The following is a 20,941-nucleotide window of genomic DNA, read 5'->3' as shown; positions in this document are numbered from 1 at the left end:
CTGTTCGACAACCGGGAAAATTCGACCCACGGGAGTCTCCATGACCTCGACGACCGCTCCTTCCGCGCCGGCGTACCTCCAGCGTCCGGTCCGGGGGCACTGGCCGGTCGCGCTCGGGCTGGCTGCGGCAACCTTCCAGATCGTGACCGGAGTCGCGGCCGACGCGGTCGCCCTCACCGTCGTCGTCGCCGCGAGCTGCTACCTGGGCGCAGCGGCCTTCGGCCTGCGCTGGATCGCCTGGGCGAACATCCTCGTCGGCTCGGTCGTGGCCACCCTGCGCGAGCTGGCCGGTGCCCCGTGGTGGCTCGGTCTCGCGGTCTTCGGCGCGGCCATCGTCATGGTCGGCCTGCTGCGCCGCGCTCCCATCCGGCCGCTCTCTGCCGAGGGGTTCGCCATGATCGGGTTCGGCGGCCTCGCTGTCGCCGCGGTGTTGATATCACCTCGGTTCGGCCTGGCGCTGGCAGGTGTCGCGCTCGCCAGCCATGCCGCGTGGGACTACGTCCACTGGCGCCGAGACGTGGTGGTCCCGCGGTCCATGGCCGAGTTCTGCATCGCCTTGGACGTCGTCTTCGGCGCGGCCCCCATCACACTGGCCGTCATCGGATGACGCCGTAGGAGCCCGATCGAGTCCTTACCTGCCCGTTACCAGCCCTCAACGGCGCGGTCATCACGGCCGCGCATGCTGGATACCGAGGATCCTTCAGTCCCGGCAGCTCCCGTGAAGGAGGCGAAGATGGCAGTCGACACGCGCCCTACCCGGAACACCGACGTCCCGCCCACGGTCCACCGTGAGACCCGCATGGCTCGATTCATCCGTTGGGCCGATGACTACACGCTCTGGGCGTTCAACCCGCCGGCCGCGCTGGCCGCAGGAGCGTCCCCGACCCGCAGGGCGGAGGCGGCCGTCCTTGTCGAGGCCGACGTCGACGACCCGGTCGCTGTCCTCCGTGACCTCGAGCGCCTGCGCTGCACGGTCGACAAGCGCCTCGAGGACCTGCACGAGGAGAGCGCGCAGGCCGTCCGGGTGCTGCGGCGTCGCGGCTGGTCGTTCGGACGGATCGCGGCGGAGACGGGGATCAGCAACGTACGCGTGGCGCAGCTCGCCCGAGCATCGCTCGGCCGGGGGCGGTGAGCCTCGGGGTCTCCGGCGGCCCGTCGGCGGCCTGACGCATGAGAGTCGGCCAGGCCTCCTGATCGATCGCGAGCCAGGGCTTGGTGGCGATGTCGACGGGCGTCGTGCCCACGATCGACCGAACCTCGCGGGTGAGATGCGGCTGGTCGGCGTAGCCCGCGCGAGCCGCTGCCTCGGCAGGCGAGCTGCCCAGGGCGAGGAGCCTCGCGGCGTGGTCGAAGCGCACGAGTCGAGCGGCCTGCTTGGGCGAGAGCCCGACCTGGGCCCGGAAGCGGGACCACAGCCGCTGGCGGGACCAGCCGGTCTCCTCGGCGAGGGCATGGACGCCGGAGCGGCCGTGTCGGAGGTGGATCTGCTGCCAGACGTACGCGACCTCGGGGTCGACCGTGCGACGGCCGTCGAGGCGCCCGGCGAGGAAGCGGAACATCAGATCGAATCGTTCGTCCCACGAGCCGGCGTCTCGCAGATCGGCGCTCAGCTGTCCCGCCGCAGGCCCGAGGACGTCGTCGAGCCCGGCGACGGTGCCGACGAGGGCGGAGGTGTCCAGGATCCGAGCGGCGAGCACCGGCGACAACCGCACCTGGAGGCACTCGCCCGGGTCGGAGCCCGTGAGCCGGACGTCGTCGGGCAGCAGCCCGATCGCGACGTCGCCCGGTCCAGGGGTTCCCGCTCCGTCCTCGACGGACCAGCGGTGGACGCCGAGGTCGAAGAGCAGCGTGACCGCGGGGTGGGCGACCATCGAGATGTCGACGGGATCGGTCCCGTCGTAGCGGAACCCGGCCATGTGGACGCCCGGGATCGGCGTCGCGACGCGCGATGCGTGCGGAACCGCGACCTCCACCTGCGACCAGTCCATGGCTTCAGGCTAGGGCGGCGGGCAAGGCCGACATTCGTTCAAGACGACCGGCCGGCCTTTCGGAGATCGTCGGGGCATGACTACGTACGACACTTCGACCGTCCACGGCGTCCACCTCGTCCACGATGGGCCGGAGACGGCGCCACCTCTGCTGCTCATCCATGGCTCGGGGGCCAGCGGGTCGACCTGGGAGCCGATGGTTCCGGCGCTCGCCGAGCGGTTCCATGTGCTCCGGATCGACCTGCCGGGCTGCGGTCGGTCGAGCACGGCGCCGAGCTACGCCGTCCCCGACCAGGCCGACCGGGTCGCCGCCGTGCTGGACGAGCTCGGCCTCACGGAGGGCGTGCCGGTCGTCGGCCACTCCAGCGGCGGGTACGTCGCCACCGCGCTGGCCGAGCGACGACCGGACCTGGTCGGACCGATCGTGTTGCTCAGCACCGGACCGGACATGGAGGCACTGCGGCCGGAACCCGCGCTGGTCAAGCTGCTGACGGGGGCTGCGCTCGGTGCTCTGGTGTGGCCGCTGCGTACCGATGCGCTGCTCCGGAAGGGGATCGCCGCCACCGCCGAGAAGCCGGTGACGATCAGTGACGAAGCGGTCGACGACCTGAGGCGGACGTCGTTCAAGACGTTCCGGGCGATCATGCAGGCGAACCGCGAGTACCTCGTCGAGCAGGACGTCCCCGAGCGGCTGCGCCGGATCGGGCGGAAGCCGCTGGTCATCTTCGGGGACGCTGACCCGCGCTGGGAGCCGGCGTCCGCGCACGCCTACGAGGTCGTGTCGGGCAGCCGGGTCGCGTATCTCCCGGGCGTCGGGCACGTCGCCATGCTGGAGGCGCCGGACGAGACGGCCCGGCTGCTGCTCGAGTTCCTCGGCTGAGGTCGGCTCGCGTCGGCTGCTTCTGGGGTCTAGGTGGTCTCGCGCGGCAGCACGCCCGGGCCCTCGCGGAGCTCGAAGACGAGCTGTGTCTCGGTCTGCCGTACGACGCGGTGGACGGTCACGTGCTGGAGGACGAAGTCGCGCAGCGCCTCGGCGTCCTCGACGGCGACGTGGAGGTGGAAGTCGTCCGCGCCGGCGACGTGGAAGGCCTGGATGACGCCGGGCGTGGTGGCCAGGTCGTCGTAGAGCTTCTCGACGTGCTCCTTGCTGTGGCTGCCGAGACGGACCTTGATCACCGCCTGCAGCGGGTAGCCCAGCGAGCGGACGTCGAGGTCGAGACGGCGGCCGGCGATGACCCCGTTGTCGCGCAGGGCACGGAGGCGGTAGGCGCAGGTGGACTCGGCGAGACCGAGGCGCGCGGCGAGTGCCTTGTTGGTGAGCTCGGGGTTGTCGGCGAGCTCGCTCAGGATGCGGCGGTCGACGGAGTCGAGGGAGGGTTGCAGTTTCGCCAACTAGGACACCCCTGGTCGTTGGTTGTGTTGCTCGAAAGCGGCAAGATCGCAGGTTCGCTGGGATCTTCAGCAATCGATGTGGCCAGAACTTGTGATTCTCGCCACCATCTTGGCATGCCGCTTGTGAACCCTCATCCCGACTCACTCGCCGTCCACGCCGGCCGGGAAGACCTGGCGATGCTCGGCGTCCACGCCCTGCCGCTCGACCTCTCCTCGACCAACCCGCTGCCCGACCTCGAGCGCGGCGGCGAGTCCTACGAGGCCATGGCGACCGGTGGCCACCCGAACCCGGAGGGCGGGTTCGTCTACCAGCGGCTGTGGAACCCCACCGTCGCGCGGTTCGAGTCGGCGCTGGCGAGGCTCGAGCACGCCGAGACCTCGGTCGCGTACGCCTCGGGCATGGCGGCCATGACCGCGGCGATCATCGCCAGCACGTCCTTCAGCGGCAAGCGCCACATCGTCGCCGTCCGCCCGCTGTACGGCGGGACAGACCACCTGCTCGCCTCCGGCCTCCTCGGTGTCGAGGTCACCTTCTGCGCCGAGCACGAGGTCGCCGCCGCGGTCCGGGCCGACACGGCGCTGGTGGTGCTGGAGACCCCGGCGAACCCGACGCTCGACCTCGTCGACATCGCGGGCGTCGTGGCGGCTGCCGGTGACGTACCGGTGCTCGTGGACAACACCTTCGCAACCCCGGTGCTGCAGAACCCGCTCACCCTGGGAGCGGCGATGTCGCTGCACAGCGCCACCAAGTACATCGGCGGCCACGGCGACGTCGTCGGCGGCGTGATCGCCTGCGACGAGGAGACCGCCACCCAGCTGCGCCAGGTCCGAGCCGTCACCGGCGGCCTGCTGCACCCGCTGGGCGCCTATCTCCTGCACCGCGGCCTCGCCACCCTGCCCACCCGCGTCCGCGCCCAGCAGGCGGCCGCGGTCGAGATCGCCGCATGGCTCCGGTCGCACCAGGCGGTCGAGCAGGTCTACTTCCCGGGCCTCGACGACGATCGGGGTCTGGTCGGGAAGCAGATGAGCGGCCCCGGCGCCATGGTCACGATTGCCCTGCGCGGCGGGTACGAGGCCGCCGCCCGCGTCACCTCCTCGGTCCAGCTCTTCACCCACGCCGTCTCCCTCGGCGGCGTCGACTCCCTCATCCAGCACCCCGCCGGCCTCACCCACCGCCCGGTCGCCGCCCACGCCAAGCCCGCCGCGAACCTCGTACGTCTCTCGATCGGCCTCGAGAGTCCGGAGGACCTGATGGCCGACCTCGACGCCGCCCTCTCGGGCGAGTCTGTCCCGATGGCTCGTGCAGCTGATTCCGCGGTCCAAGCCGGGTTGTCGCCCGAGTTCGCCTGAGCGCTGGCATCGCGGGGTGCCGAAAACTCGGTACCTCGCTTCGCGGTTCCACGTCATGCGCGCACCGGGGAGGAACGTCGACGCCACTTCGTCTACAGCCCAGGGAGACGCGATGACGCAGAACGCGAACGTCGACGGCGAGACAGTGGTCTCGACCGAGCTCCAGGAACCGGAGCCGGTCGAGGAGAGCCCGGACGTGCAGAGCCCGCCGGCGGTCGGCAAGTGGCCATGGCAGGTATCGGCGGCCATCGCCGCGGTGGCCCTGGTCGCCGTGCTGTTGGTCCTCGCACTCGGCTGGGCCTACATCGTCCAGCACAACGAGGCACAGGAGCGAGCGGACTGGGAGCAGCTGCTGGGGATCATCGACCGGGTCCAGAACATTGCGCTGTTCGTGCTCGGTGCGCTCCTCGGGGTCTCGGTGACGGGCGCCGCGGCGAAGAGCGCCGCCAGCGCCGCCGACCAGAACAAGAAGGAAGCCGAGAAGCAGCACGGCGCGGCCATGCAGAACATGCAGGCCGCGGAGAACAACATGAAGGTCGCCGAGCTCGCTGCCCGTGACACCCGCGCCGCAGTGACCCAGCTCGCCGCCCAGATCGAGCAGGTGAAGGCCGGCTCCGGCCAAGATGTCCTCGATCGGATCGGGGAAGGCATCCAGGTCATCGACTTGTCCCGGGCCGACTCGCTCGACGCGCTGAGCGAGCTCGACCTGAACGGGGACGGCCGATACGTGATGTTTCCGCAGTCCAGCCTCGACGCCGTACGTGCACCCGACACGAGCGATGCCGAGAAGCTGGTCGCCGACCTCCAAGAGCGGTGGGCGCCCGATCACATCGGGTAGGGAGCGTCTCGTCGCCCGTCTGTGACGTGCTGTGCGAGCATCAGGCCCATGACTCGGGGGCGTTGGTTCGCGGTGGTTGCCGCGGGTGTGCTGATCGCGGGCGCCGTTGTCGGCGGTGTTCGGTGGTGGGGCTCGGACGGGCAGGTCGAGCGGCGGCTGGTGGACGAGGTCGCACAGATGAGCGGGGTGCGCGACGTCGACGCCGATGCGAAGCGAGTTGTGCTGGCCGACGGGATCACTCGAGAGCAGGCGGAGAAGGTCCTTGAACGCTTGGACGCTGCGCCGTTGCGGGGTCGGTGGACAGCACGTGTCGGCGTTGCCGAGGTCGAGGCGTTCTGGGACAGCCGCGACGCTGCGGCCGCGCTGGTGACGTACGGGGCTGTTCGCGAGGGTGCGGTCGAACGGATCAGGCTCGAGGACCAGTCCTCCCAGCTTCTGGCGCGCGTGACGGTTGCCGATGCGAGCGCACGGGTTGAGACGGCGCAGAAGGTGTTCGCTGTGGTGGCAGGCGATCCGAGCTTGGACAAGAAGTCGTGGGAGGTCCTGGTCCACGGCGGTGGGACGTCGTCGAATGATGACACGGTTCGAGTGCGTCGTTCGCCGCTGGATCATCCGGACAAGGCGGCAAGCAGGCTCGGTCAGCTGGCCAAGGCCCTCCGGATGCCGGTGACGCTGGAGGTGGGCCGAGACGGGCGGATCTCCGACCTCCGCACTCAGGTCGACGACGAGCGCGACGCGCCTGCTGTCTGGCGCGCCGTCGAGAGCGTGCTCGAGAAGGGCGAGGTCGCCCGGATCGAGGTCGGTGACGACGAGGACGTCACCACCTACTCGGGTGCCGAAAGTCAGCGCATCGAGCCTGCCTTGGCCGCCGCCCGCAGTCTCCGCGATGCCGGCGCGACAGCCCTGACCGAGGTCGACATGGGGCTCACGAAGATCACCGCCGAGACCGCGACGGTGAGCGATGTCAGAGCCGTGGGAGCTGCCGCGGTCGAGATCGGGCCCGATCTCCAGCTCGCCGTGACCTGGCCGGAGCCGGTCGAGTGGTACGGCGACGGCACCGGTCCGGCGCAGATCGTGGACCGGGCGTCCGAGGTGGCCCGGGTCGCGCCGAAGCTGGCGGAGATCGCGAAGCTCGGCTACGTGATCATGTGGGGCCCCGACCTGGTCGGGATCGACCACGGGGGAGCGTACGTCCTCGCCTATCCCAAGCCGGAGGGCGACTTCCGCCCGGGCGAGCTCGACCGGGTGATGACGATGCTGCGCGACGTCGGTTGGTCGGGCACTCGGCTCGTCGGTGTCGTCTCCGCGCCGTACAACTGCGGCAACGAGAACGAGAAGGGCACGATCGTCGCGTGGATCCGGTCGACGGCGCCGGGGCGAGGCACGGTGGCGAGCACGGACTTCTCCCGAAGGGGTGCCGCGTGCACGGACCAGATCGACGCGGCGCGCCAGGAGGCGGAGAACACGGCCACCCGGGCTTGGAACTCGACCCTCTAGAACGCGCTCGAAGCCGGGTTCGTGCTCAGCACCCGCTGCGCGACGGCTGTGGTCGCCTCGACACCGAGGAAGCCCACGACCCGGGTGACCCGGTCGATGTCGAGCGGGAGCAGGCCGGGGGTGCCGGGGATGTCCGGCGTGAGGCGGAGGTCGAGGTCGTCGCGGCAGGTCATGATCCGCAGGTTGAAGTCGTAGCGTTCCCGGGCGCCCGGCGCCGACAGAGCGCGGACGACGCGTGAGCCGATGCGGCGTACGCCGGTGTCGGCCGCCCACGCGTCGAGGACCTCGATCACCTTCCGTCCGTCGTTGTCGGCGATGTCGGCCCAGACGCCGTCCATCGGGCCGAACTGGTCGAGGAGCGCCGCGGCGGTCTTCTCGCCGATGCCGCTCACGCCGGGCAGGTTGTCGCTGGCGTCACCGCGGAGGGCGGCGTAATCGAGGTAACGAGAGGCCGGCACGCCGTACATCGCATAGAGCCGGGCGGGGTTGAGCAGGGGAGAGCCGTTGATCCCGCCGTTGATCAGCCGCAGGACCTGGGTGTGCTCGCTGATCAGCGCGAACGCGTCACGGTCGGAGGTGATCACGACGCAGTTCCAGCCATTGCGGACCGCCCACGCCGCGGCGGAGGCGTTGACATCGTCGGCCTCGAGGCCCGGGGGAGTGAGGGTCGCCAGCCCGAGGGCGTCGAGCATCGCACCGGCCCGGCCGAGCTGCTCGACCAGCATCGGGTCCTTCTCGGCGCGGCCGGCCTTGTAGTCGGGATAGGCGTCCCGGCGTACGGACGCGGTGCGGTCGTCGAGACCGAAGAGCACCGCGTCGGGGGCGAAGGCGTCGATCGAGTCGAGGATCTGCCGCAGCATGCCGTGCAGCGCCCACGCGGGCCGGCCGGCACGGTCGATCATCCGGGTGTGCGCCCGAGCGTGATGGTTGCGGTGGAGCAGCGACGGCGCGTCGACGACGAGCAGGAGGCGGCGAGGCGAGCTCATCGAGTCGACTGGTTCCGTCCCAGCCGCCAGCCGCCGATCGGCAGGTCGAGCGCCGACTCCGGCCCCCACGATCCCTGCGGGTAGCTCTCCACGGCGGGCCGGTGCTCGAGGACCGGCTGGCAGATCTCCCACAGCCGCTCGACCTCGCGCGCGCTGGTGAACAGGGTGCGATCGCCGTTCATGACATCGAGGAGCAGCCGCTCGTAGGCCTCCAGCGGTCCAGCGTCCGGCGCGTCGCAGGCGAGGTCGAGGCGGAAGACACCCTCGGTCAGCGCCATCCCCGGTCCGGGTCGCTTGGCGCGTACCTCGATCTCGATCCGGGCGTCGTCGCTGAGCTCGATCACCAGCTCGTTGGGCTGGGCCGGACCGGGGTTGGCCGGCTGGAGCCACTGGTGTCGTGGGTCGGTGAACCGGATCGTGATCGTCCGCCGCCCGGCGGCCAGCGCCTTACCGGTGCGCAGGTAGAACGGCACCCCGCGCCAGCGGTCGTTGTCGATCCACGCCTCGATGGCGACGTACGTCTCCACGTCGGAGTCGGCGGCGACATCGGGCTCCTCGCGGTAGCCGTCGTACTGCCCGAAGACCACGCGCTCGGGGTCCAGCGGCCGGACGGCTGCGAAAGCGGCGGCCTTCGCCGCGCGGATCGCACCCTCCCGGAACGCGTGCGGGTCCTCCATCGCCACGAACCCGAGCAGCTGGCACAGGTGGGTGGTGACCATGTCGCGCAGGCACCCGGTGCCCTCGTAGAAGCCGCCACGACCCGTGACGGTGAGCTTCTCGGGAACGTCGATCTGCACCGACTCGATGCTGTGCCGGTTCCAGGCGGGTTCGAAGAGGCCGTTGGCGAAGCGCAGCGCCAGCAGATTCTGCACGGCCTCCTTCCCGATGAAGTGGTCGATCCGGAAGACCTGCTTCTCGTCGAACGCCTCGCTGAGCACGGCGTCGAGCTCGCGCGCCGAGGCGAGATCGGTGCCGAACGGCTTCTCCGCGACCAGCCGGCTGCGGGCGTTCAACCCCTCCCGGGCGAGCATCCCGACCATCGGCTCCACCGCCTGCGGCGGCACGGAGAGATAGAGAAGGCGATGTACGTCGCCCACGGTCTGCCCGCTGTCCAGCGCGAGCCGGTCCTCGGCCTCGTGCACCGCCTCGGCCAGCGCGGTGCCGTCCTCGGCGGAGGAGGCGACGAAGCGGATCCGCTCCAGCAGCGGCCCGGCGACGGACTCGTCGACGTCGTGGACGAACTCCTCCAGCGCCTGGCGCACCTGGTCACGGAACTCGTCGTCGGTGCCGGGCGAGCGCCGCCCGCTGCCGATGACCGCGAACTGGTCGGGAAGCCGCTTGGCGAGGGCGAGCCGGTACAGCCCGGGGAACAGCTTGCGCGCGGCCAGGTCGCCGGTTGCGCCGAAGAGGACGAGTACGTGCGGGGCGGGTTTCGAAGGCACGTGCTCAGTCTCCCACCCGTGGTCACGCTGCCGGTTCATCGCCGCGGACCCTTGCACGGTGTCGGCCTCGGATCCATGGTGGAAGCAACCAACTACTGGAGAGGCACGCCATGTCTTCGCACACCTACCGCGTCACCGAGATCGTCGGTTCCTCCGAGACCGGGCTCGAGGATGCCATCCGCAGCGGCCTCGGTCGCGCCGCCCAGACCCTGCGGCACCTGGACTGGTTCGAGGTCACCCAGATCCGCGGCCACCTCGAAGAGGGCGAGATCCAGCACTTCCAGGTCGGGCTCAAGGTCGGCTTCCGCATGGACGACGACTGACCGGTACAACGCGGCGGGATTCGAAGGCGATCACTTGCACAGCTCGAAGCGGGCGGGATGACCATGATGCCGAGACACCACTCATGACCCTGGTGCCGACGTTCGAGCCGATCACTGCGGTGCCGCCGCGATGTAGGCGTCGGGCGTGTGCGACGACGAGCACCCTTTACGAAGAGGGGGCGAAGCGAACCTTCACCAGAATGACCGGCTACTTCTCCCAGAGCTGGACGGTGAGGCGCACCGAGTCGTTCCTGCGTGGTCGCCTACCAGTGTGTCGCTAGGTCTGAAGAGTCCACCGCTCGATCACGGCGGTCGAACTTGCTGTACCTGAAACCAGGTAGGGCCCTGACGGGACTGATCAGGGCAGTGTGAGTCGGACGATGGTGGATCGATGGATGCATCGCAGCAGACGGCTGATGAGGTGGCGGAGCGGCTCTTCGGGTCGCTCCTCGGCACGGTCGAGATCGTGTCGGTGTTCATCGGCGACCGGCTCGGTTGGTATCGCTCACTGGCGGATGAGGGGCCGGCGAGTGCGGTCGAGCTGGCGGAGCGTACGGGGACACAAGTTCGGTACGCACGGGAGTGGCTCGAGCAGCAGGCGGTGAGTGGGTTGTTGGTGGTCGAGGCCGACGGCAGCCCCGACGAGCGGCGGTTCGCGATCCCGGCGAGCACGGCGGAGGTGATGACGGACCCGACGAGCCTGGCCTATCTGGTGCCCATCGCGCGGATGTTCGGGGCGGTGGGGCCGGTGCTGCCTCGGCTGATGGAGGCGTACCGGGACGGTGGTGGGGTGAGCTGGGACGACCTGGGGGATGACGCTCGGCAGTCGCAGGCGGATGCGAATCGGCCGTGGTACGAGAAGCAGCTCGGGCCGGCGTAGGCTGGTGTGCCGGCCGTCCACGACGCCCTCTCCGCGGAGGGGTGCCGGATTCTCGACGTGGGCTGTGGTGGGGGATGGTCGAGCATCGCCTTGGCGCGCGCCTATCCCGGGGCCACCGTGCTCGGCATCGACATCGACCAGCCCTCGGTCGAGATGGCTGTGGAGAACGCACATGGAGCGGGGGTCGAGGACCGGGTGCGCTTCCTGTGCCAAGACGCGGCGAGCCTGCCGGACGGGACGGTCGATGTCGCCTTCGCCTTCGAGTGCGTGCACGACATGCCGCGACCGGTCGACGTCCTCAGTGCAATAAGGAGGACGCTCGCGCCCGGGGGATCGCTGGTGGTGATGGACGAGGCTGTGGCGGACAGCTTCGCTCCGAACGGCGACGACCTGGAGCAGATCATGTACGGGTTCAGCCTGCTGGTGTGCCTGCCGGACGGACTCTCCTCGCCCCCGAGCGTCGGGACCGGGACGGTGATGCGGCCGTCGACGTTGAAGAGCTACGGCGAAGAGGCGGGCTTCACCGACTTCGAGGTTCTGCCGATCGAGGAGTTCGGGTTCTGGCGCTTCTACCGGCTCTCCTGACCACATCGACCCCAGATCGGGGTTGTCGCTGCGGCGTACCGTGGATCTCCATCCAGCAGATCGCCCGAGGCGGCGCCATGAAGATCAGATCATCCGGGGCTGTCGCCGCGGTCGTCGGCGCAGTCGCGTTCGGCGCGTGTGGCGCAGAGACCCCGTCCGGGACCGCCACTCTGTCGGCGTCGCCCTCGGCGACAGCGTTTTCGACCCCGACCCCGTCCCCGACGGCCACCGCCACCGACACGGCGCCGCTGTCCTCTGACGGGACGCCGATGCGCGGACAGCTGTCGATCCCCAAGATCGGCGTCACCGACCTGGAGGTCGTGCCCTATCGCGGCTGGACGGACGACGCTCCCGGCACCGAGATCCAGAACGGCGGTGTCGCGGCCAGTCCGTACGGTCCTCGGGGCGGCACCGGGCCGGGCGGGATCGGCAACTACCAGGTCACCGCGCACCGGCTCTCGTCGACGAGGGCGTTCCTCAGGCTGCCCGAGCTGAGGCGAGGCGACCGGGTCTCCGTGCGGACCGAGGAGGCGACGTACGTCTATCGCATCACCGGTACCCGAGAGACATCGTTCCGGTCGGAGGCGTCGCTGCGGGCGCAGCGGGCGCCGGTCCCGGGCAAGCCTGGCGTGGCCCCCACGCGCGCGATGATCACGCTGTCGACCTGCGCCACTCCTGAGGACCACGCGGCCGGCAACTATTGGTCCGACGAGTTCGACAATCCCGAGCACCGCATCGACAAGATCGGGGTGCTCGTCGCTATTCGATGATGGTCAGTGGCTCGCGTCGATCGGGGCCTCTTGATGGAAGCCTTCCCAGAGGCGGCCTCCGGCCAGGGCTAGACATTCTTCGGCGGCCTGCTGGAGCAGGGCCGTGTCGCCGGCGAGGGCTGCGGCCAGGCCGACGTCGAGGCGGGACGCCCAGGCGGTTCCGGCAGCGGCGTCGAGGGCGATGAGCTCGCGCATCAGCCACTTCCCGCCGCCGCGCCAGCAGCCGTTGGAGTCGAGGACCAGCTCGGCCGTACGCCGCCACGTCTCGACCGCGATCGCGGTGCCCTCGGGGCCGGGGCCGGATCCCTGCAGGTCGTCGACCAGATCGCTCAGCTCATATCGAGCGCGCGCCAGCGCCGACGGTGGCAGGGGAGCGGGGCCGGCCTCGAGGACGTCCTCACAATGGCGACGTACGGCCGCTCCGCCGTCGCCAGGAAGCAGCGGCACACCTCAAGCGACGAGCCGTGCCATCGTCGGCTTGCGGTTGGCGAGGTCCCGCCCGACGAAGTGGCGGATGCTCGCCTCGGTGTGCACGAAGAGCTCGACGGGCCAGCCCAGATGACGCAGCGACTCGCGGTGGGCCGTCGCCGTCGCGTCGAGCACCGTGATGTCGAGGTCCGACATCGGCGTTGCTCCGCCCAGGACCACCGACCCGCCGAGCCACGCCTGCTCCGCATCAGGAAAACGGGCGGTGACCAGGTCTTGGGCGGCCGCGACAGGATCCGGGCGGTTCGAGTTATGCGTAGAGAGTGCCGGTTCGACGAACGCAGAGTCATCCGGTTATCACCCGGAATGTGACACCCAACACATCTGGAGCCATTGATCTAGAGCGTCTGCTCTATTTAGAGTCTCGGCATGTCCCGACAGCGGCTCCATACGCTCGACGATCTCCTCGACGTCGCCGAGCAGATCGTCACGAGCGGCGACCCGTCCGGGCTGACGCTGCGGTCGCTGGCCACCGCGGCGGGGGCGTCGAACGGGACGATCTACCACGCCTTCGGCTCGAAGGACGTACTGCTCGCGCGGCTGTGGCTGCGGTCCTGGTGCCGTCTCGGCGACCTGATGGCCGAGGCGATGGGGGAGAGGTCCGCCGACGCCTCCGGGGAGGACGCCGTCGTGGCGGTCGCGCTGACCCCCGTCGAGTTCGTACGCCGCTTCCCGGCCAGCGCTCGGCTCTTCTTCGCCCAGCGTCGCGACCAGCTCTTCTCCGCCGACATTCCTCCCGAGCTCGAGACCGAGCTGAACTCCGTGCAGGAGAAGTTCGTCGAGGTGCTGGTCGCGCTGGCGCGCGGCGTGTGGGACCGCGGCGACCGGATCGCTGTCGAGGCGATCGCGGTCTGCGTCGTCGACCTGCCCGGCGGCATCCTGCGCCGCTGCCTCCTCGAGGACCGCGAGGCCGACGAGGCGACCGCGGCCCGGCTGGAGGCGGCCGTCCGCGCGATTCTCACCGTCCCGCTCGAGCCACATCCGTCCACGGCTTCACCTGAAGATCCGTCCACACCGAGGAGCAACCCGTGACCCGAGACCAGTCGATCCTGGCGCAGCCGTTGACGTTGCCGAACGGGTTCGTGATCCCGAACCGCCTCGCCAAGGCCGCCCTCAGCGAGGGTCTCGGGCGTCGCGACTTCACGCCGGGAAGCCGGATCAAGAACCTCTACCGGCGCTGGGCCGACAGCGGGGTCGGGCTCTCGATCACCGGCAACGTGATGATCGACCGCACCGCGATCGGCGAGCCGGGCAACGTCGTCGTCGAGGACGACCGCCACGCCGACGACCTCGCCGAGTGGGCGCAGATCGCCAAAGCAGGCGGATCGAAGGTGTGGGTCCAGATCAACCACCCGGGCCGGCAGACGCCGCGCACGCTCACCGCCCTTCCGGTGGCGCCCTCGGCGGTGGCTGTGCCCGGCACGGGCGGCCTGTTCGCGGAGCCTCGTGCGCTGACCGGAGGCGAGATCGAGGACCTGATCCGCCGCTTCGCCACCACCGCGAAGATCGTGACCGGGGCGGGCTTCGATGGCGTACAGATCCATGGTGCGCACGGCTACCTGATCAGCCAGTTCCTCTCGCCGCTGTCCAACCAGCGCACCGACGCCTGGGGTGGCACGCCGGAGAAGCGGCGCCGCTTCGTGCTCGAGGTGCTCCGGGCGATCCGCGCCGAGGTCGGGACCGAGACGCCTGTCGCGATCAAGCTCAACTCCGCCGACTTCCAGAAGGGTGGCTTCGGTGAGGAGGAGTCGCTCGAGGTCGTCCACGCCCTCGCCGCGGAGGGCCTGGACCTGCTGGAGATCTCCGGTGGCACCTACGCCTCGGCCGCCATGCTGGGTGTGGACCCGTCGCTGAAGGCGAGCACACGGCGGCGGGAGGCGTACTTCCTCGCGTACGCCGAACGCGTCCGTGCCGAGCTGCCGGACCTGCCGCTGATGCTCACCGGCGGGTTCCGCACCGCCGCCGGGATGGTCGACGCCGTCGAGTCCGGTGCCGTGGACCTCGTCGGCCTCGGGCGCCCGCTCACCGTGCAGCCCGACTTCCCGGCCCAGCTGCTCGCCGGCCGCGCCGACGAGAGCGTCGTCAACCCACGGCGCAGCGGGATCCGCATGCTCGACAGCCTCACCGAGCTGACCTACTACAGCGTCCAGATGTGGCGCATGGCGAAGGGCAAGGAGCCGGCGCCCGACCGGCACGCCGCTCTCAACGTGACCCAGTACCTCCTCAACAACGGCCTCGAGAGCCTGCGCTCCCCGCGCGGCTGAACCGGAAGGAAGATCATGCAGACCGTCATCGTCACCAGGACGATCAACGCCCCGATCGAGGCAGTGTTCGATGCCTACGTCGATCATGAGCGCCTCGCGGACCTCCCGATGGTGCTCTCCGCCGAGGTCGTCGTCCCAGGGAGGACCGAGAAGAACGGCCTCGGCGCCGTCCGTGTCGTCAACGGTGGCCTGATCTCGCTGCGCGAGGAGATCACCGCCTTCGAACGGCCAGTGCTGATGGAGTACCGCATCCGCGAGTCCCGCCCGGCCTCCGAGCACGAGCTCGGCCGGGTCGAGTTCGTCGAGGTGCCCGGCGGCACCCAGGTCACCTGGAAGACGGTCTTCGGCATCAGGAATCCTGTCCTGCGCGCAGCCGAGCCGGCCTTCGCCATCGCGTTCCGGGTCATCTTCGGCATGACGCTGGCCCAGACCGCGAAGCGCGCGGCCGCGGCCGCCGCCGGGCAGGTGAGCTGAGCATGACGACCCTGACCCAGACCGACGGCGTGTACGTCCTCGACATCGGCGACACCGAGAACCGGTTCAGCCCCGACTGGATGACGTCGGTGAACGACGCCCTCGACAAGGTCGTCGCAGCGCCCGCGCCACTGGTGCTGACCGCGACCGGGAAGTTCTACTCCAACGGTCTCGACCTGGACTGGCTCGGGCAGAACGCCGACCAGTTCGAGGCGTACGTCGCCGAGGTGCAGGCGCTGCTCGCCCGCCTCCTGGTCCTCCCGGTGCCGACGGCCACCGCGATCAACGGCCACGCCTTCGGTGCCGGCGCGATGCTCGCGATGACCCTGGACTGGAGGATCATGCGCGAGGACCGCGGCTTCTTCTGCTTCCCCGAGGTCGACATCCAGATCCCGTTCACCCCGGGCATGGCCGCGCTGATCCAGGCCAAGCTCACCCCGCGGGCGGCGACCGACTCGATGACCACCGGGCGCCGGTTCCCCGGGCCCGACGCGCTCGCCGCCGGCATCGTCGACGGCACCGCGCCCGAGGCCGAGCTCCTCGAGCAGGCGATCGCGCGCGTCGCCGCGCTCGCGGGCAAGCCGGCCGAGACGCTCGGCAAGATCAAGTCGACGATGTACGCGACCGCGGTCGCCGCCCTCCGGGACACCTCAGCTCGTTGACTCGTCCAGACCCCGACGCTGGTGCATCCGCCCGGCGCCGTCGAGCTCGATGACGGTGTCGATGCCGATCCGCTCCAGGAACCCGAAGTCGTGGCTGACCACGAGCAACGCGCCTCGGTAGGCGTCGAGCGCCTCGGCGAGTTGCTCGACGCTGGTGATGTCGAGGTTGTTCGTCGGCTCGTCGAGGATCAGCAGCTGGGACGGCGGGTCGGCCAGGAGGAGACGGGCGAGGGAGACGCGGAAGCGTTCGCCGCCGGAGAGCGTACGCACCGGGCGGTCGACGCTGTCACCGCGTAGGAGCAGCCGGGCGAGCTGGTTGCGGATCGTGCCCGAAGGCGTCTCCAGCGCGACGGCGCGTACGTTCTCCATCGCGCTCGCCTCGTCGTCCAGCCCGTCCAGGCGCTGGGGGAGGAGGCCGACCAGATCGGTGAGGAGACGGCCGTGCGGCCGCCCCGGCACCGGGTCGCCACCCTGCACGAGGTGGTCGACCAAGGTCGACTTCCCGGAGCCGTTCGCGCCGATCAGCGCCACCCGCTCCGGTCCCTGGATCACGACTGTCCGTCCCCCGTCCTCGAGCTCCGCGATCCGCCGGCCGCGCGGTACATCGGGGTCGGGGAGGGTGAGGTGGATGTGCTCCTCGCTGCGTACGCGGGCACCGGCCGCGTCCACGGCGGCCTGAGCCGCCTTCACCTTGTCGTCGAGGGTCGAGCGGAGCGAGCCGGCGGACGCCTGGGCCTTGCTGGCCCGGTTGCCGGCGAGGATCTTCGGGATCCCGCCGTCCTTCTGGGTCTTCTTGGCCGTCCGTTCGCGGCGGGCGAGCTTCGTCTCCGCCTCGATCCGCTGGCGCTTCTCGACCTTGAGTGCCTGCTGAGCGGACCTCGCGGCCTGTTCGGCGGCCGCCTGCTCCTGCTCCTGGTGCTCCTTCCACGCGCTGTAGGGGCCGCCGAACGTGCTCAGCGTCCCGGCGTACAGCTCGGTCGTGCTGTCCATGTGCTCGAGCAGCTCGAGGTCGTGGCTGACGACCACGAGCGTCCCCGGCCACTGGTCGACGAATTCGGCGAGCTTGGCGCGGGTGGCTCGGTCGAGGTTGTTGGTCGGCTCGTCGAGCAGGGTGATCGGGGTGCGGCGGATGCGGAGGCCGGTGATCGCGATCAGCATGCCCTCCCCGCCGGAGATCTCGGCGACCCGGCGGTCGAGGTCGGCGGCGGAGAAGCCGATCTGGTCCAGGGCCTCGTCCGCGCGGGACTCGATGTCCCAGTCGTCGCCGATCGTGTCGAAGTGGCGCTGGTCGACCTCGCCGGACTCGATCGCCCGGATCGCGGCGAGGATGCCGTCGATACCGAGCAGGTCGGCGATCGTGGCGTCTCCTCGGAGCGTGAGCGTCTGGGGCAGATAGCCGACCTCGCCGGTCGCGTCGATCTGCCCCGAGGTCGCAGACAGCTCGCCGGCGATGAGGCGGAGGAGGGTGGACTTGCCGGCGCCGTTGCGGCCGATGAGGCCGGTGCGGTCGGTGCCGAAGGTGCCGTTGACGCGGTCGAGCGCGACGGTGCCGTCGGGCCACTCGAAGGTCAGGTCGCGCAGGGTGATGGATGCGGTGGACATCGCGGTGGGTTCTCTTTCTCGCCCGTCGAGCGCCGCGAAGGCGTGACGGGAAGTCGGTGACAGGTCGATGGCGAATGCACCGCGAGGTCGACCCGAAAGGGGTCGTGATCGCGCGTCCGCGCAGGCGGACGTGCCGGCATGCCGACGCGAAGGCGTCAGGCGAGAGCCACCGGCAGTGCGGTGGCTAGAACTTGTCCACCTCGATCAGTCCCACGTCGCAGATGCTAACAGGCGCCGATCCGCGAAGCTGAGTCCGAGCGCCCGCATCCGGCCGGGTTGACACGCGACGGTGACGCCCCTCACACTCATCGCCATGAACCTGTCTGACAGGCAAACAGTCAAACCGATCCGGCGTGCCAACGCCATGGAACTCGTCCTCGCCGAGCTGCGCTCGGAGATCGAGTCCGGCACCTTCCCGGTCGGCACCCGGCTCCCGTCCGAGGCCACCCTGGTCCGCGACTTCGGCGTCAGCCGCCCGGTCGTCCGGGAGGCGCTCCGAGCCCTGCAGGCGCTCGGCATGACGGAGTCCCAGTCGGGGCGGGGCACGTTCGTCGTCTCCGACCGGGCCGCCGACAACCCGACGTTCGGCAGCTACTCCGCCCGCGACCTGGTCGAGGCGCGCCGCCATGTCGAGGTCCCGGCTGCCGGGTACGCCGCGACCCGGCACAGCGGCGACGACCTCGACGAGATGCGGAGCCTGCTCGAGCGGATGGAGCGCGAGGAGGACGGCGCCGTCTGGGTCGCCCTCGACTCGCTGTTCCACATCGCCATCGCCCGCGCCTCGGCCAACCCCGTCTTCGGGAAGGTGATCGAGGAGATCCGGGAGGCTCTGGCCACCCAGAGCGCTCTGCTCAACAAGCTCGACGAGACGCGACGTACGGCCTCCGACGCCGAGCACCGCCTCATCGTCGACGCCATCGCCTCCGGGTCCTCGGAGACCGCCGAGGCGGCGATGCGCGCCCATCTCGAGCACGTCGACGACGCGCTCGGAGACATCGTCCGCGACCCCACCACCGACAGGAACACCGATCGATGACCCTGCCAACCTCCACCGGCGCCGAAGCCCATCCCCAGCCCACGGACGCGGGCGACGAGGGCTACGGCAAGTCCCTGACGCCGCGCCACATCACGATGATCGCGATCGGTGGCGCCATCGGCACCGGCCTGTTCCTCGGTGCCGGCGGGCGGCTGGCCAGCGCCGGGCCGTCGCTGGCGATCGCGTACGCCGCGTGCGGTCTCGTCGCGTTCATCGTCGTGCGCTGTCTCGGTGAGATGATCCTCTACCGCCCGTCATCCGGGGCCTTCGTCTCCTACGCCCGCGAGTTCCTCGGTGAGAAGGGCGCCTACACCGCCGGCTGGATGTACTTCCTGAACTGGTCGACCACCGGCATCGCCGACATCACCGCGATCGCCCTCTACGCCCACTACTGGTCGTTCTTCTCGCCGGTTCCGCAATGGGTGCTCGCCCTGGGCGCCCTGGTGATCGTGCTGGCGCTCAACCTGCTCTCGGTCCGCCTGTTCGGCGAGATGGAGTTCTGGTTCGCGCTGATCAAGGTGGCCACGCTGGTGGCGTTCATGGCGATCGCGATCGTCCTCATCGTCACCCGGCACCCGATCGACGGCACCACCCCCGGACCCCAGCTGATCACCGACCACGGCGGGCTGTTCCCTGCTGGCATGCTTCCGATGGTCCTGGTGATCCAGGGCGTCATCTTCGCCTACGCCTCCATCGAGCTGGTCGGCGTGGCCGCCGGGGAGACCGCGGACCCCCGTCGTGTCATGCCCCGGGCGATCAACACCATCATCTGGCGGATCGGCATCTTCTACGTCGGCTCGGTCGTGCTGCTCGCGATGCTGCTGCCGTGGTCGGCCTACTCCGCCGACGAGAGCCCGTTCGTGACCGTGCTCTCGCGGGTCGGCGTACCCGGCGCGGGCGACGTGATGAACCTGGTGGTCCTCACCGCCGCCATGTCGAGCCTCAACTCCGGGCTCTACTCCACGGGCCGGATCCTGCGCTCGCTCGCGGCCGCCGGCACCGCACCTCGCTTCGCCGCCGCGATGAACCGGCACAAGGTGCCGTACGGCGGCATCCTGATGACCGCTGCTGTGTGCGTTCTCGGTGTCGGGCTCAACTACGTCGTCCCCGCCCAGGCGTTCGAGATCGTCCTCAACCTGGCCTCGGTGGGCATCATCGCGACCTGGGCGATCATCCTGATCAGCCACACGATCTTCGAGCGCCGCAGCCGCACCGGCGTGATCGAGCGCCCCACCTTCCGGGTGCCGTGGTCACCGGTGCCGCAGCTCATCGCGCTGGCGTTCCTCGCCATGGTCCTGATCCTGATGTTCTTCGACCACGTCGGCCGGATCACCCTGCTCGCGATGCCGGTGATGCTGGTGGCGCTGGTCGCCGGCTGGTTCGTCGTCCGCGACCGCATCGACACCTCCGCGATGGAGGTGTGATGAGCCTGCCCGACCTGAAGACTCCGGTCGCCGACGCGGCTCCGATGCGGGTGCCGGCCCACCAGCCTCTGGTCGAGCTCTGGCGCGGCGAGATGGTGGAAGGCGTCCACCACGGTTCGGCGGTCCTTCTCGACCCGGAGGGACGGGTACGCCTGGCGGTCGGCGACATCGAGGCGGCGTTCTACCCGCGCTCGGCGGCCAAGCCGATGCAGGCGGTCGCGATGGTACGCGCCGGGCTGGACGTCGACGACGACCTGCTCGCGCTCGCCGCCGCCAGCCACTCCGGCGAGGCCGTCCACCTGACCGGAGCCCGCCGGTTGCTGGCCTCCGTCGGTCTCGGCGAGGACGCGCTGCAGAACCCGCCGGACCTGCCGTACGACCCGGTCGAGCGTGAGGCGTGGCTGCGTGCCGACGCGCGTCCGAGCCGGCTCGCGCACAACTGCTCGGGCAAGCATGCCGCGATGGTCGCGACCTGCCTGGCCGCCGGCTGGACCCACGACCGCTACCTCGATCCGGCTCATCCGCTCCAGGACCTCATCCGCGCCACTGTCGAGGAGCTCACCGGGCAGCGGGTCGCGACGGTCACCGCGGACGGCTGTGGCACCCCGCTGTTCGGGATCTCGCTGCACGGGCTCGCTCGCGCCGCCCGGCGGCTCGTGCTCGCACCCGAGGGCACCGCCGAGCACCGGGTCGCCGCGGCGATGCGCCGCCACCCCGAGATGGTCGCCGGAACCCGCCGTGACGTCACCGCCCTCATGCAGACGGTTCCCGGCCTGCTGGCCAAGGACGGGTTCGAAGCGGTCCAGGTCGCCGCCCTGCCCGACGGCACCAGCCTCGCGCTCAAGATCGCCGACGGCGCCGATCGGGCCCGCCTGCCCGCACTGCTCGCCCTGCTGGCCGAGGGCGGGGTCGACCCCGCCGCCCTCGGCCAGCAGGGCGAGC

24 protein-coding genes are annotated in these 20,941 nt (G+C 70.3%); 17 read left to right on the top strand and 7 right to left on the bottom strand.

Annotated elements, in window-relative coordinates; genetic code table 11:
• The first annotated feature begins 40 nt into the window (after nucleotides 1-40).
• Nucleotides 41-607, top strand: coding sequence for a hypothetical protein (locus G5C66_RS00115; protein WP_165108517.1), 567 nt, complete (start codon nucleotides 41-43; stop codon nucleotides 605-607).
• Nucleotides 608-733: 126 nt separating this feature from the next.
• Nucleotides 734-1,132: a hypothetical protein gene (locus tag G5C66_RS00110; RefSeq protein ID WP_165108515.1), complete on the top strand. Its 399-nt coding sequence runs from the start codon at nucleotides 734-736 to the stop codon at nucleotides 1,130-1,132.
• Here G5C66_RS00110 and G5C66_RS00105 read toward each other — a convergent pair.
• Nucleotides 1,077-1,988, bottom strand: coding sequence for a helix-turn-helix transcriptional regulator (locus tag G5C66_RS00105; protein ID WP_206443560.1), 912 nt, complete (start codon nucleotides 1,986-1,988; stop codon nucleotides 1,077-1,079). The two genes, G5C66_RS00110 and G5C66_RS00105, sit on opposite strands and share 56 nt — an antisense overlap.
• Nucleotides 1,989-2,064: 76 nt before the next feature.
• Here G5C66_RS00105 and G5C66_RS00100 point away from each other — a divergent pair, with 76 nt between their 5' ends.
• Nucleotides 2,065-2,868, top strand: coding sequence for an alpha/beta fold hydrolase (locus G5C66_RS00100; RefSeq protein ID WP_165108513.1), 804 nt, complete (start codon nucleotides 2,065-2,067; stop codon nucleotides 2,866-2,868).
• Between the two features lie 29 nt (nucleotides 2,869-2,897).
• On the opposite strand, the gene G5C66_RS00095 is transcribed toward G5C66_RS00100, so the two are convergent.
• A complete protein-coding gene (locus G5C66_RS00095) occupies nucleotides 2,898-3,380 on the bottom strand; it encodes an Lrp/AsnC family transcriptional regulator (RefSeq protein ID WP_165108511.1) in 483 nt (160 codons plus the stop codon).
• 114 nt (nucleotides 3,381-3,494) lie between these two features.
• Between G5C66_RS00095 and G5C66_RS00090 the strand changes: the two genes are divergently transcribed.
• The 3 genes from G5C66_RS00090 to G5C66_RS00080 all read left to right on the top strand — a co-directional run bounded on the left by G5C66_RS00090 (nucleotide 3,495) and on the right by G5C66_RS00080 (nucleotide 7,065).
• The gene (locus tag G5C66_RS00090) at nucleotides 3,495-4,730 is read left to right on the top strand and encodes a trans-sulfuration enzyme family protein (RefSeq protein ID WP_165108509.1); all 1,236 of its coding nucleotides are present in this window, start codon (nucleotides 3,495-3,497) and stop codon (nucleotides 4,728-4,730) included.
• 112 nt (nucleotides 4,731-4,842) lie between these two features.
• On the top strand, nucleotides 4,843-5,568 hold the full coding sequence (locus G5C66_RS00085; protein ID WP_165108507.1) for a hypothetical protein: 726 nt from the start codon (nucleotides 4,843-4,845) through the stop codon (nucleotides 5,566-5,568).
• A 48-nt stretch (nucleotides 5,569-5,616) separates the two neighbouring features.
• Nucleotides 5,617-7,065, top strand: coding sequence for a hypothetical protein (locus G5C66_RS00080; RefSeq protein ID WP_165108505.1), 1,449 nt, complete (start codon nucleotides 5,617-5,619; stop codon nucleotides 7,063-7,065).
• Here G5C66_RS00080 and G5C66_RS00075 read toward each other — a convergent pair.
• Together G5C66_RS00075 and zwf are read right to left on the bottom strand one after the other, a co-directional pair.
• On the bottom strand, nucleotides 7,062-8,051 hold the full coding sequence (locus G5C66_RS00075; protein ID WP_165108503.1) for a 5'-3' exonuclease: 990 nt from the start codon (nucleotides 8,049-8,051) through the stop codon (nucleotides 7,062-7,064). The two genes, G5C66_RS00080 and G5C66_RS00075, sit on opposite strands and share 4 nt — an antisense overlap.
• Nucleotides 8,048-9,493 (bottom strand): glucose-6-phosphate dehydrogenase, encoded by a 1,446-nt coding sequence (gene zwf / locus G5C66_RS00070; RefSeq protein ID WP_338144016.1) that lies wholly within the window; start codon nucleotides 9,491-9,493, stop codon nucleotides 8,048-8,050. Before zwf ends, G5C66_RS00075 begins: the two co-directional genes overlap by 4 nt.
• 110 nt (nucleotides 9,494-9,603) lie before the next feature.
• On the opposite strand from zwf, the gene G5C66_RS00065 reads away from it, so the two are divergent.
• From G5C66_RS00065 to G5C66_RS00055, 4 genes are all read left to right on the top strand, one after another.
• On the top strand, nucleotides 9,604-9,816 hold the full coding sequence (locus G5C66_RS00065) for a dodecin (protein ID WP_165108499.1): 213 nt from the start codon (nucleotides 9,604-9,606) through the stop codon (nucleotides 9,814-9,816).
• A gap of 391 nt (nucleotides 9,817-10,207) precedes the next feature.
• On the top strand, nucleotides 10,208-10,696 hold the full coding sequence (locus G5C66_RS25655) for a hypothetical protein (protein WP_241248100.1): 489 nt from the start codon (nucleotides 10,208-10,210) through the stop codon (nucleotides 10,694-10,696).
• A 6-nt stretch (nucleotides 10,697-10,702) separates the two neighbouring features.
• Nucleotides 10,703-11,281, top strand: a complete 579-nt coding sequence (locus tag G5C66_RS25650) for a class I SAM-dependent methyltransferase (protein WP_338144015.1) — start codon at nucleotides 10,703-10,705, stop codon at nucleotides 11,279-11,281.
• Between the two features lie 269 nt (nucleotides 11,282-11,550).
• Nucleotides 11,551-12,051 carry a class E sortase gene (locus G5C66_RS00055; RefSeq protein WP_241248099.1) on the top strand — a complete coding sequence of 167 codons (501 nt, stop codon included), beginning with the start codon at nucleotides 11,551-11,553 and terminating at the stop codon, nucleotides 12,049-12,051.
• A 3-nt stretch (nucleotides 12,052-12,054) separates the two neighbouring features.
• Here G5C66_RS00055 and G5C66_RS00050 read toward each other — a convergent pair whose 3' ends face one another.
• On the bottom strand, nucleotides 12,055-12,498 hold the full coding sequence (locus G5C66_RS00050; protein WP_165108495.1) for a hypothetical protein: 444 nt from the start codon (nucleotides 12,496-12,498) through the stop codon (nucleotides 12,055-12,057).
• Between the two features lie 3 nt (nucleotides 12,499-12,501).
• Nucleotides 12,502-12,675, bottom strand: a complete 174-nt coding sequence (locus G5C66_RS00045) for a hypothetical protein (RefSeq protein WP_165108493.1) — start codon at nucleotides 12,673-12,675, stop codon at nucleotides 12,502-12,504.
• Nucleotides 12,676-12,906: 231 nt separating this feature from the next.
• Between G5C66_RS00045 and G5C66_RS00040 the strand changes: the two genes are divergently transcribed.
• From G5C66_RS00040 to G5C66_RS00025, 4 genes are read left to right on the top strand one after another with little or no spacing between them, the layout of a single operon-like run.
• On the top strand, nucleotides 12,907-13,569 hold the full coding sequence (locus tag G5C66_RS00040) for a TetR/AcrR family transcriptional regulator (RefSeq protein WP_165108491.1): 663 nt from the start codon (nucleotides 12,907-12,909) through the stop codon (nucleotides 13,567-13,569).
• Complete coding sequence (locus tag G5C66_RS00035; RefSeq protein WP_165108489.1) at nucleotides 13,566-14,801, top strand: oxidoreductase; 1,236 nt, start codon at nucleotides 13,566-13,568, stop codon at nucleotides 14,799-14,801. Before G5C66_RS00040 ends, G5C66_RS00035 begins: the two co-directional genes overlap by 4 nt.
• 15 nt (nucleotides 14,802-14,816) lie before the next feature.
• Nucleotides 14,817-15,275 carry an SRPBCC family protein gene (locus G5C66_RS00030; RefSeq protein WP_165108487.1) on the top strand — a complete coding sequence of 153 codons (459 nt, stop codon included), beginning with the start codon at nucleotides 14,817-14,819 and terminating at the stop codon, nucleotides 15,273-15,275.
• A 2-nt stretch (nucleotides 15,276-15,277) separates the two neighbouring features.
• On the top strand, nucleotides 15,278-15,937 hold the full coding sequence (locus G5C66_RS00025; protein ID WP_165108485.1) for an enoyl-CoA hydratase-related protein: 660 nt from the start codon (nucleotides 15,278-15,280) through the stop codon (nucleotides 15,935-15,937).
• Here the strand turns inward: G5C66_RS00025 and G5C66_RS00020 are convergent.
• Nucleotides 15,926-17,539, bottom strand: a complete 1,614-nt coding sequence (locus tag G5C66_RS00020; protein ID WP_165108483.1) for an ABC-F family ATP-binding cassette domain-containing protein — start codon at nucleotides 17,537-17,539, stop codon at nucleotides 15,926-15,928. The genes G5C66_RS00025 and G5C66_RS00020 overlap by 12 nt on opposite strands.
• A 313-nt stretch (nucleotides 17,540-17,852) precedes the next feature.
• Here G5C66_RS00020 and G5C66_RS00015 point away from each other — a divergent pair, with 313 nt between their 5' ends.
• The 3 genes from G5C66_RS00015 to G5C66_RS00005 all read left to right on the top strand — a co-directional run.
• Nucleotides 17,853-18,575, top strand: coding sequence for a FadR/GntR family transcriptional regulator (locus tag G5C66_RS00015; protein ID WP_206443559.1), 723 nt, complete (start codon nucleotides 17,853-17,855; stop codon nucleotides 18,573-18,575).
• Entirely contained in the window at nucleotides 18,572-19,999 is a 1,428-nt protein-coding gene (locus tag G5C66_RS00010; RefSeq protein ID WP_165108481.1) for an amino acid permease, read from the top strand. The genes G5C66_RS00015 and G5C66_RS00010 overlap by 4 nt, the downstream gene beginning before the upstream one ends.
• The coding region (locus tag G5C66_RS00005; RefSeq protein ID WP_165108479.1) for an asparaginase at nucleotides 19,999-20,941 on the top strand (943 nt) is incomplete at its 3' end. The genes G5C66_RS00010 and G5C66_RS00005, both read left to right, overlap by 1 nt.

The sequence above is a fragment of the Nocardioides turkmenicus genome (assembly GCF_011045035.1).
In the GTDB taxonomy this organism is placed as follows: domain Bacteria; phylum Actinomycetota; class Actinomycetes; order Propionibacteriales; family Nocardioidaceae; genus Nocardioides; species Nocardioides turkmenicus.
Note: the sequence above shows the minus strand (reverse complement) of the source record. Positions and strands in the feature narration are given on the sequence as shown.

Bases quoted from the DNA above. Each gene is read 5' to 3' on its own strand.
- G5C66_RS00115 (WP_165108517.1), top strand. From the start codon at position 41: ATGACCTCGACGACCGCTCCTTCCGCGCCGGCGTACCTCCAGCGTCCG.
- G5C66_RS00110 (WP_165108515.1), top strand. From the start codon at position 734: ATGGCAGTCGACACGCGCCCTACCCGGAACACCGACGTCCCGCCCACG.
- G5C66_RS00105 (WP_206443560.1), bottom strand. From the start codon at position 1,988: ATGGACTGGTCGCAGGTGGAGGTCGCGGTTCCGCACGCATCGCGCGTC.
- G5C66_RS00100 (WP_165108513.1), top strand. From the start codon at position 2,065: ATGACTACGTACGACACTTCGACCGTCCACGGCGTCCACCTCGTCCAC.
- G5C66_RS00090 (WP_165108509.1), top strand. From the start codon at position 3,495: ATGCCGCTTGTGAACCCTCATCCCGACTCACTCGCCGTCCACGCCGGC.
- G5C66_RS00085 (WP_165108507.1), top strand. From the start codon at position 4,843: ATGACGCAGAACGCGAACGTCGACGGCGAGACAGTGGTCTCGACCGAG.
- G5C66_RS00080 (WP_165108505.1), top strand. From the start codon at position 5,617: ATGACTCGGGGGCGTTGGTTCGCGGTGGTTGCCGCGGGTGTGCTGATC.
- G5C66_RS00075 (WP_165108503.1), bottom strand. From the start codon at position 8,051: ATGAGCTCGCCTCGCCGCCTCCTGCTCGTCGTCGACGCGCCGTCGCTG.
- G5C66_RS00065 (WP_165108499.1), top strand. From the start codon at position 9,604: ATGTCTTCGCACACCTACCGCGTCACCGAGATCGTCGGTTCCTCCGAG.
- G5C66_RS25655 (WP_241248100.1), top strand. From the start codon at position 10,208: ATGGATGCATCGCAGCAGACGGCTGATGAGGTGGCGGAGCGGCTCTTC.
- G5C66_RS00055 (WP_241248099.1), top strand. From the start codon at position 11,551: ATGCGCGGACAGCTGTCGATCCCCAAGATCGGCGTCACCGACCTGGAG.
- G5C66_RS00045 (WP_165108493.1), bottom strand. From the start codon at position 12,675: ATGTCGGACCTCGACATCACGGTGCTCGACGCGACGGCGACGGCCCAC.
- G5C66_RS00040 (WP_165108491.1), top strand. From the start codon at position 12,907: ATGTCCCGACAGCGGCTCCATACGCTCGACGATCTCCTCGACGTCGCC.
- G5C66_RS00030 (WP_165108487.1), top strand. From the start codon at position 14,817: ATGCAGACCGTCATCGTCACCAGGACGATCAACGCCCCGATCGAGGCA.
- G5C66_RS00025 (WP_165108485.1), top strand. From the start codon at position 15,278: ATGACGACCCTGACCCAGACCGACGGCGTGTACGTCCTCGACATCGGC.
- G5C66_RS00020 (WP_165108483.1), bottom strand. From the start codon at position 17,539: ATGTCCACCGCATCCATCACCCTGCGCGACCTGACCTTCGAGTGGCCC.
- G5C66_RS00015 (WP_206443559.1), top strand. From the start codon at position 17,853: ATGAACCTGTCTGACAGGCAAACAGTCAAACCGATCCGGCGTGCCAAC.
- G5C66_RS00010 (WP_165108481.1), top strand. From the start codon at position 18,572: ATGACCCTGCCAACCTCCACCGGCGCCGAAGCCCATCCCCAGCCCACG.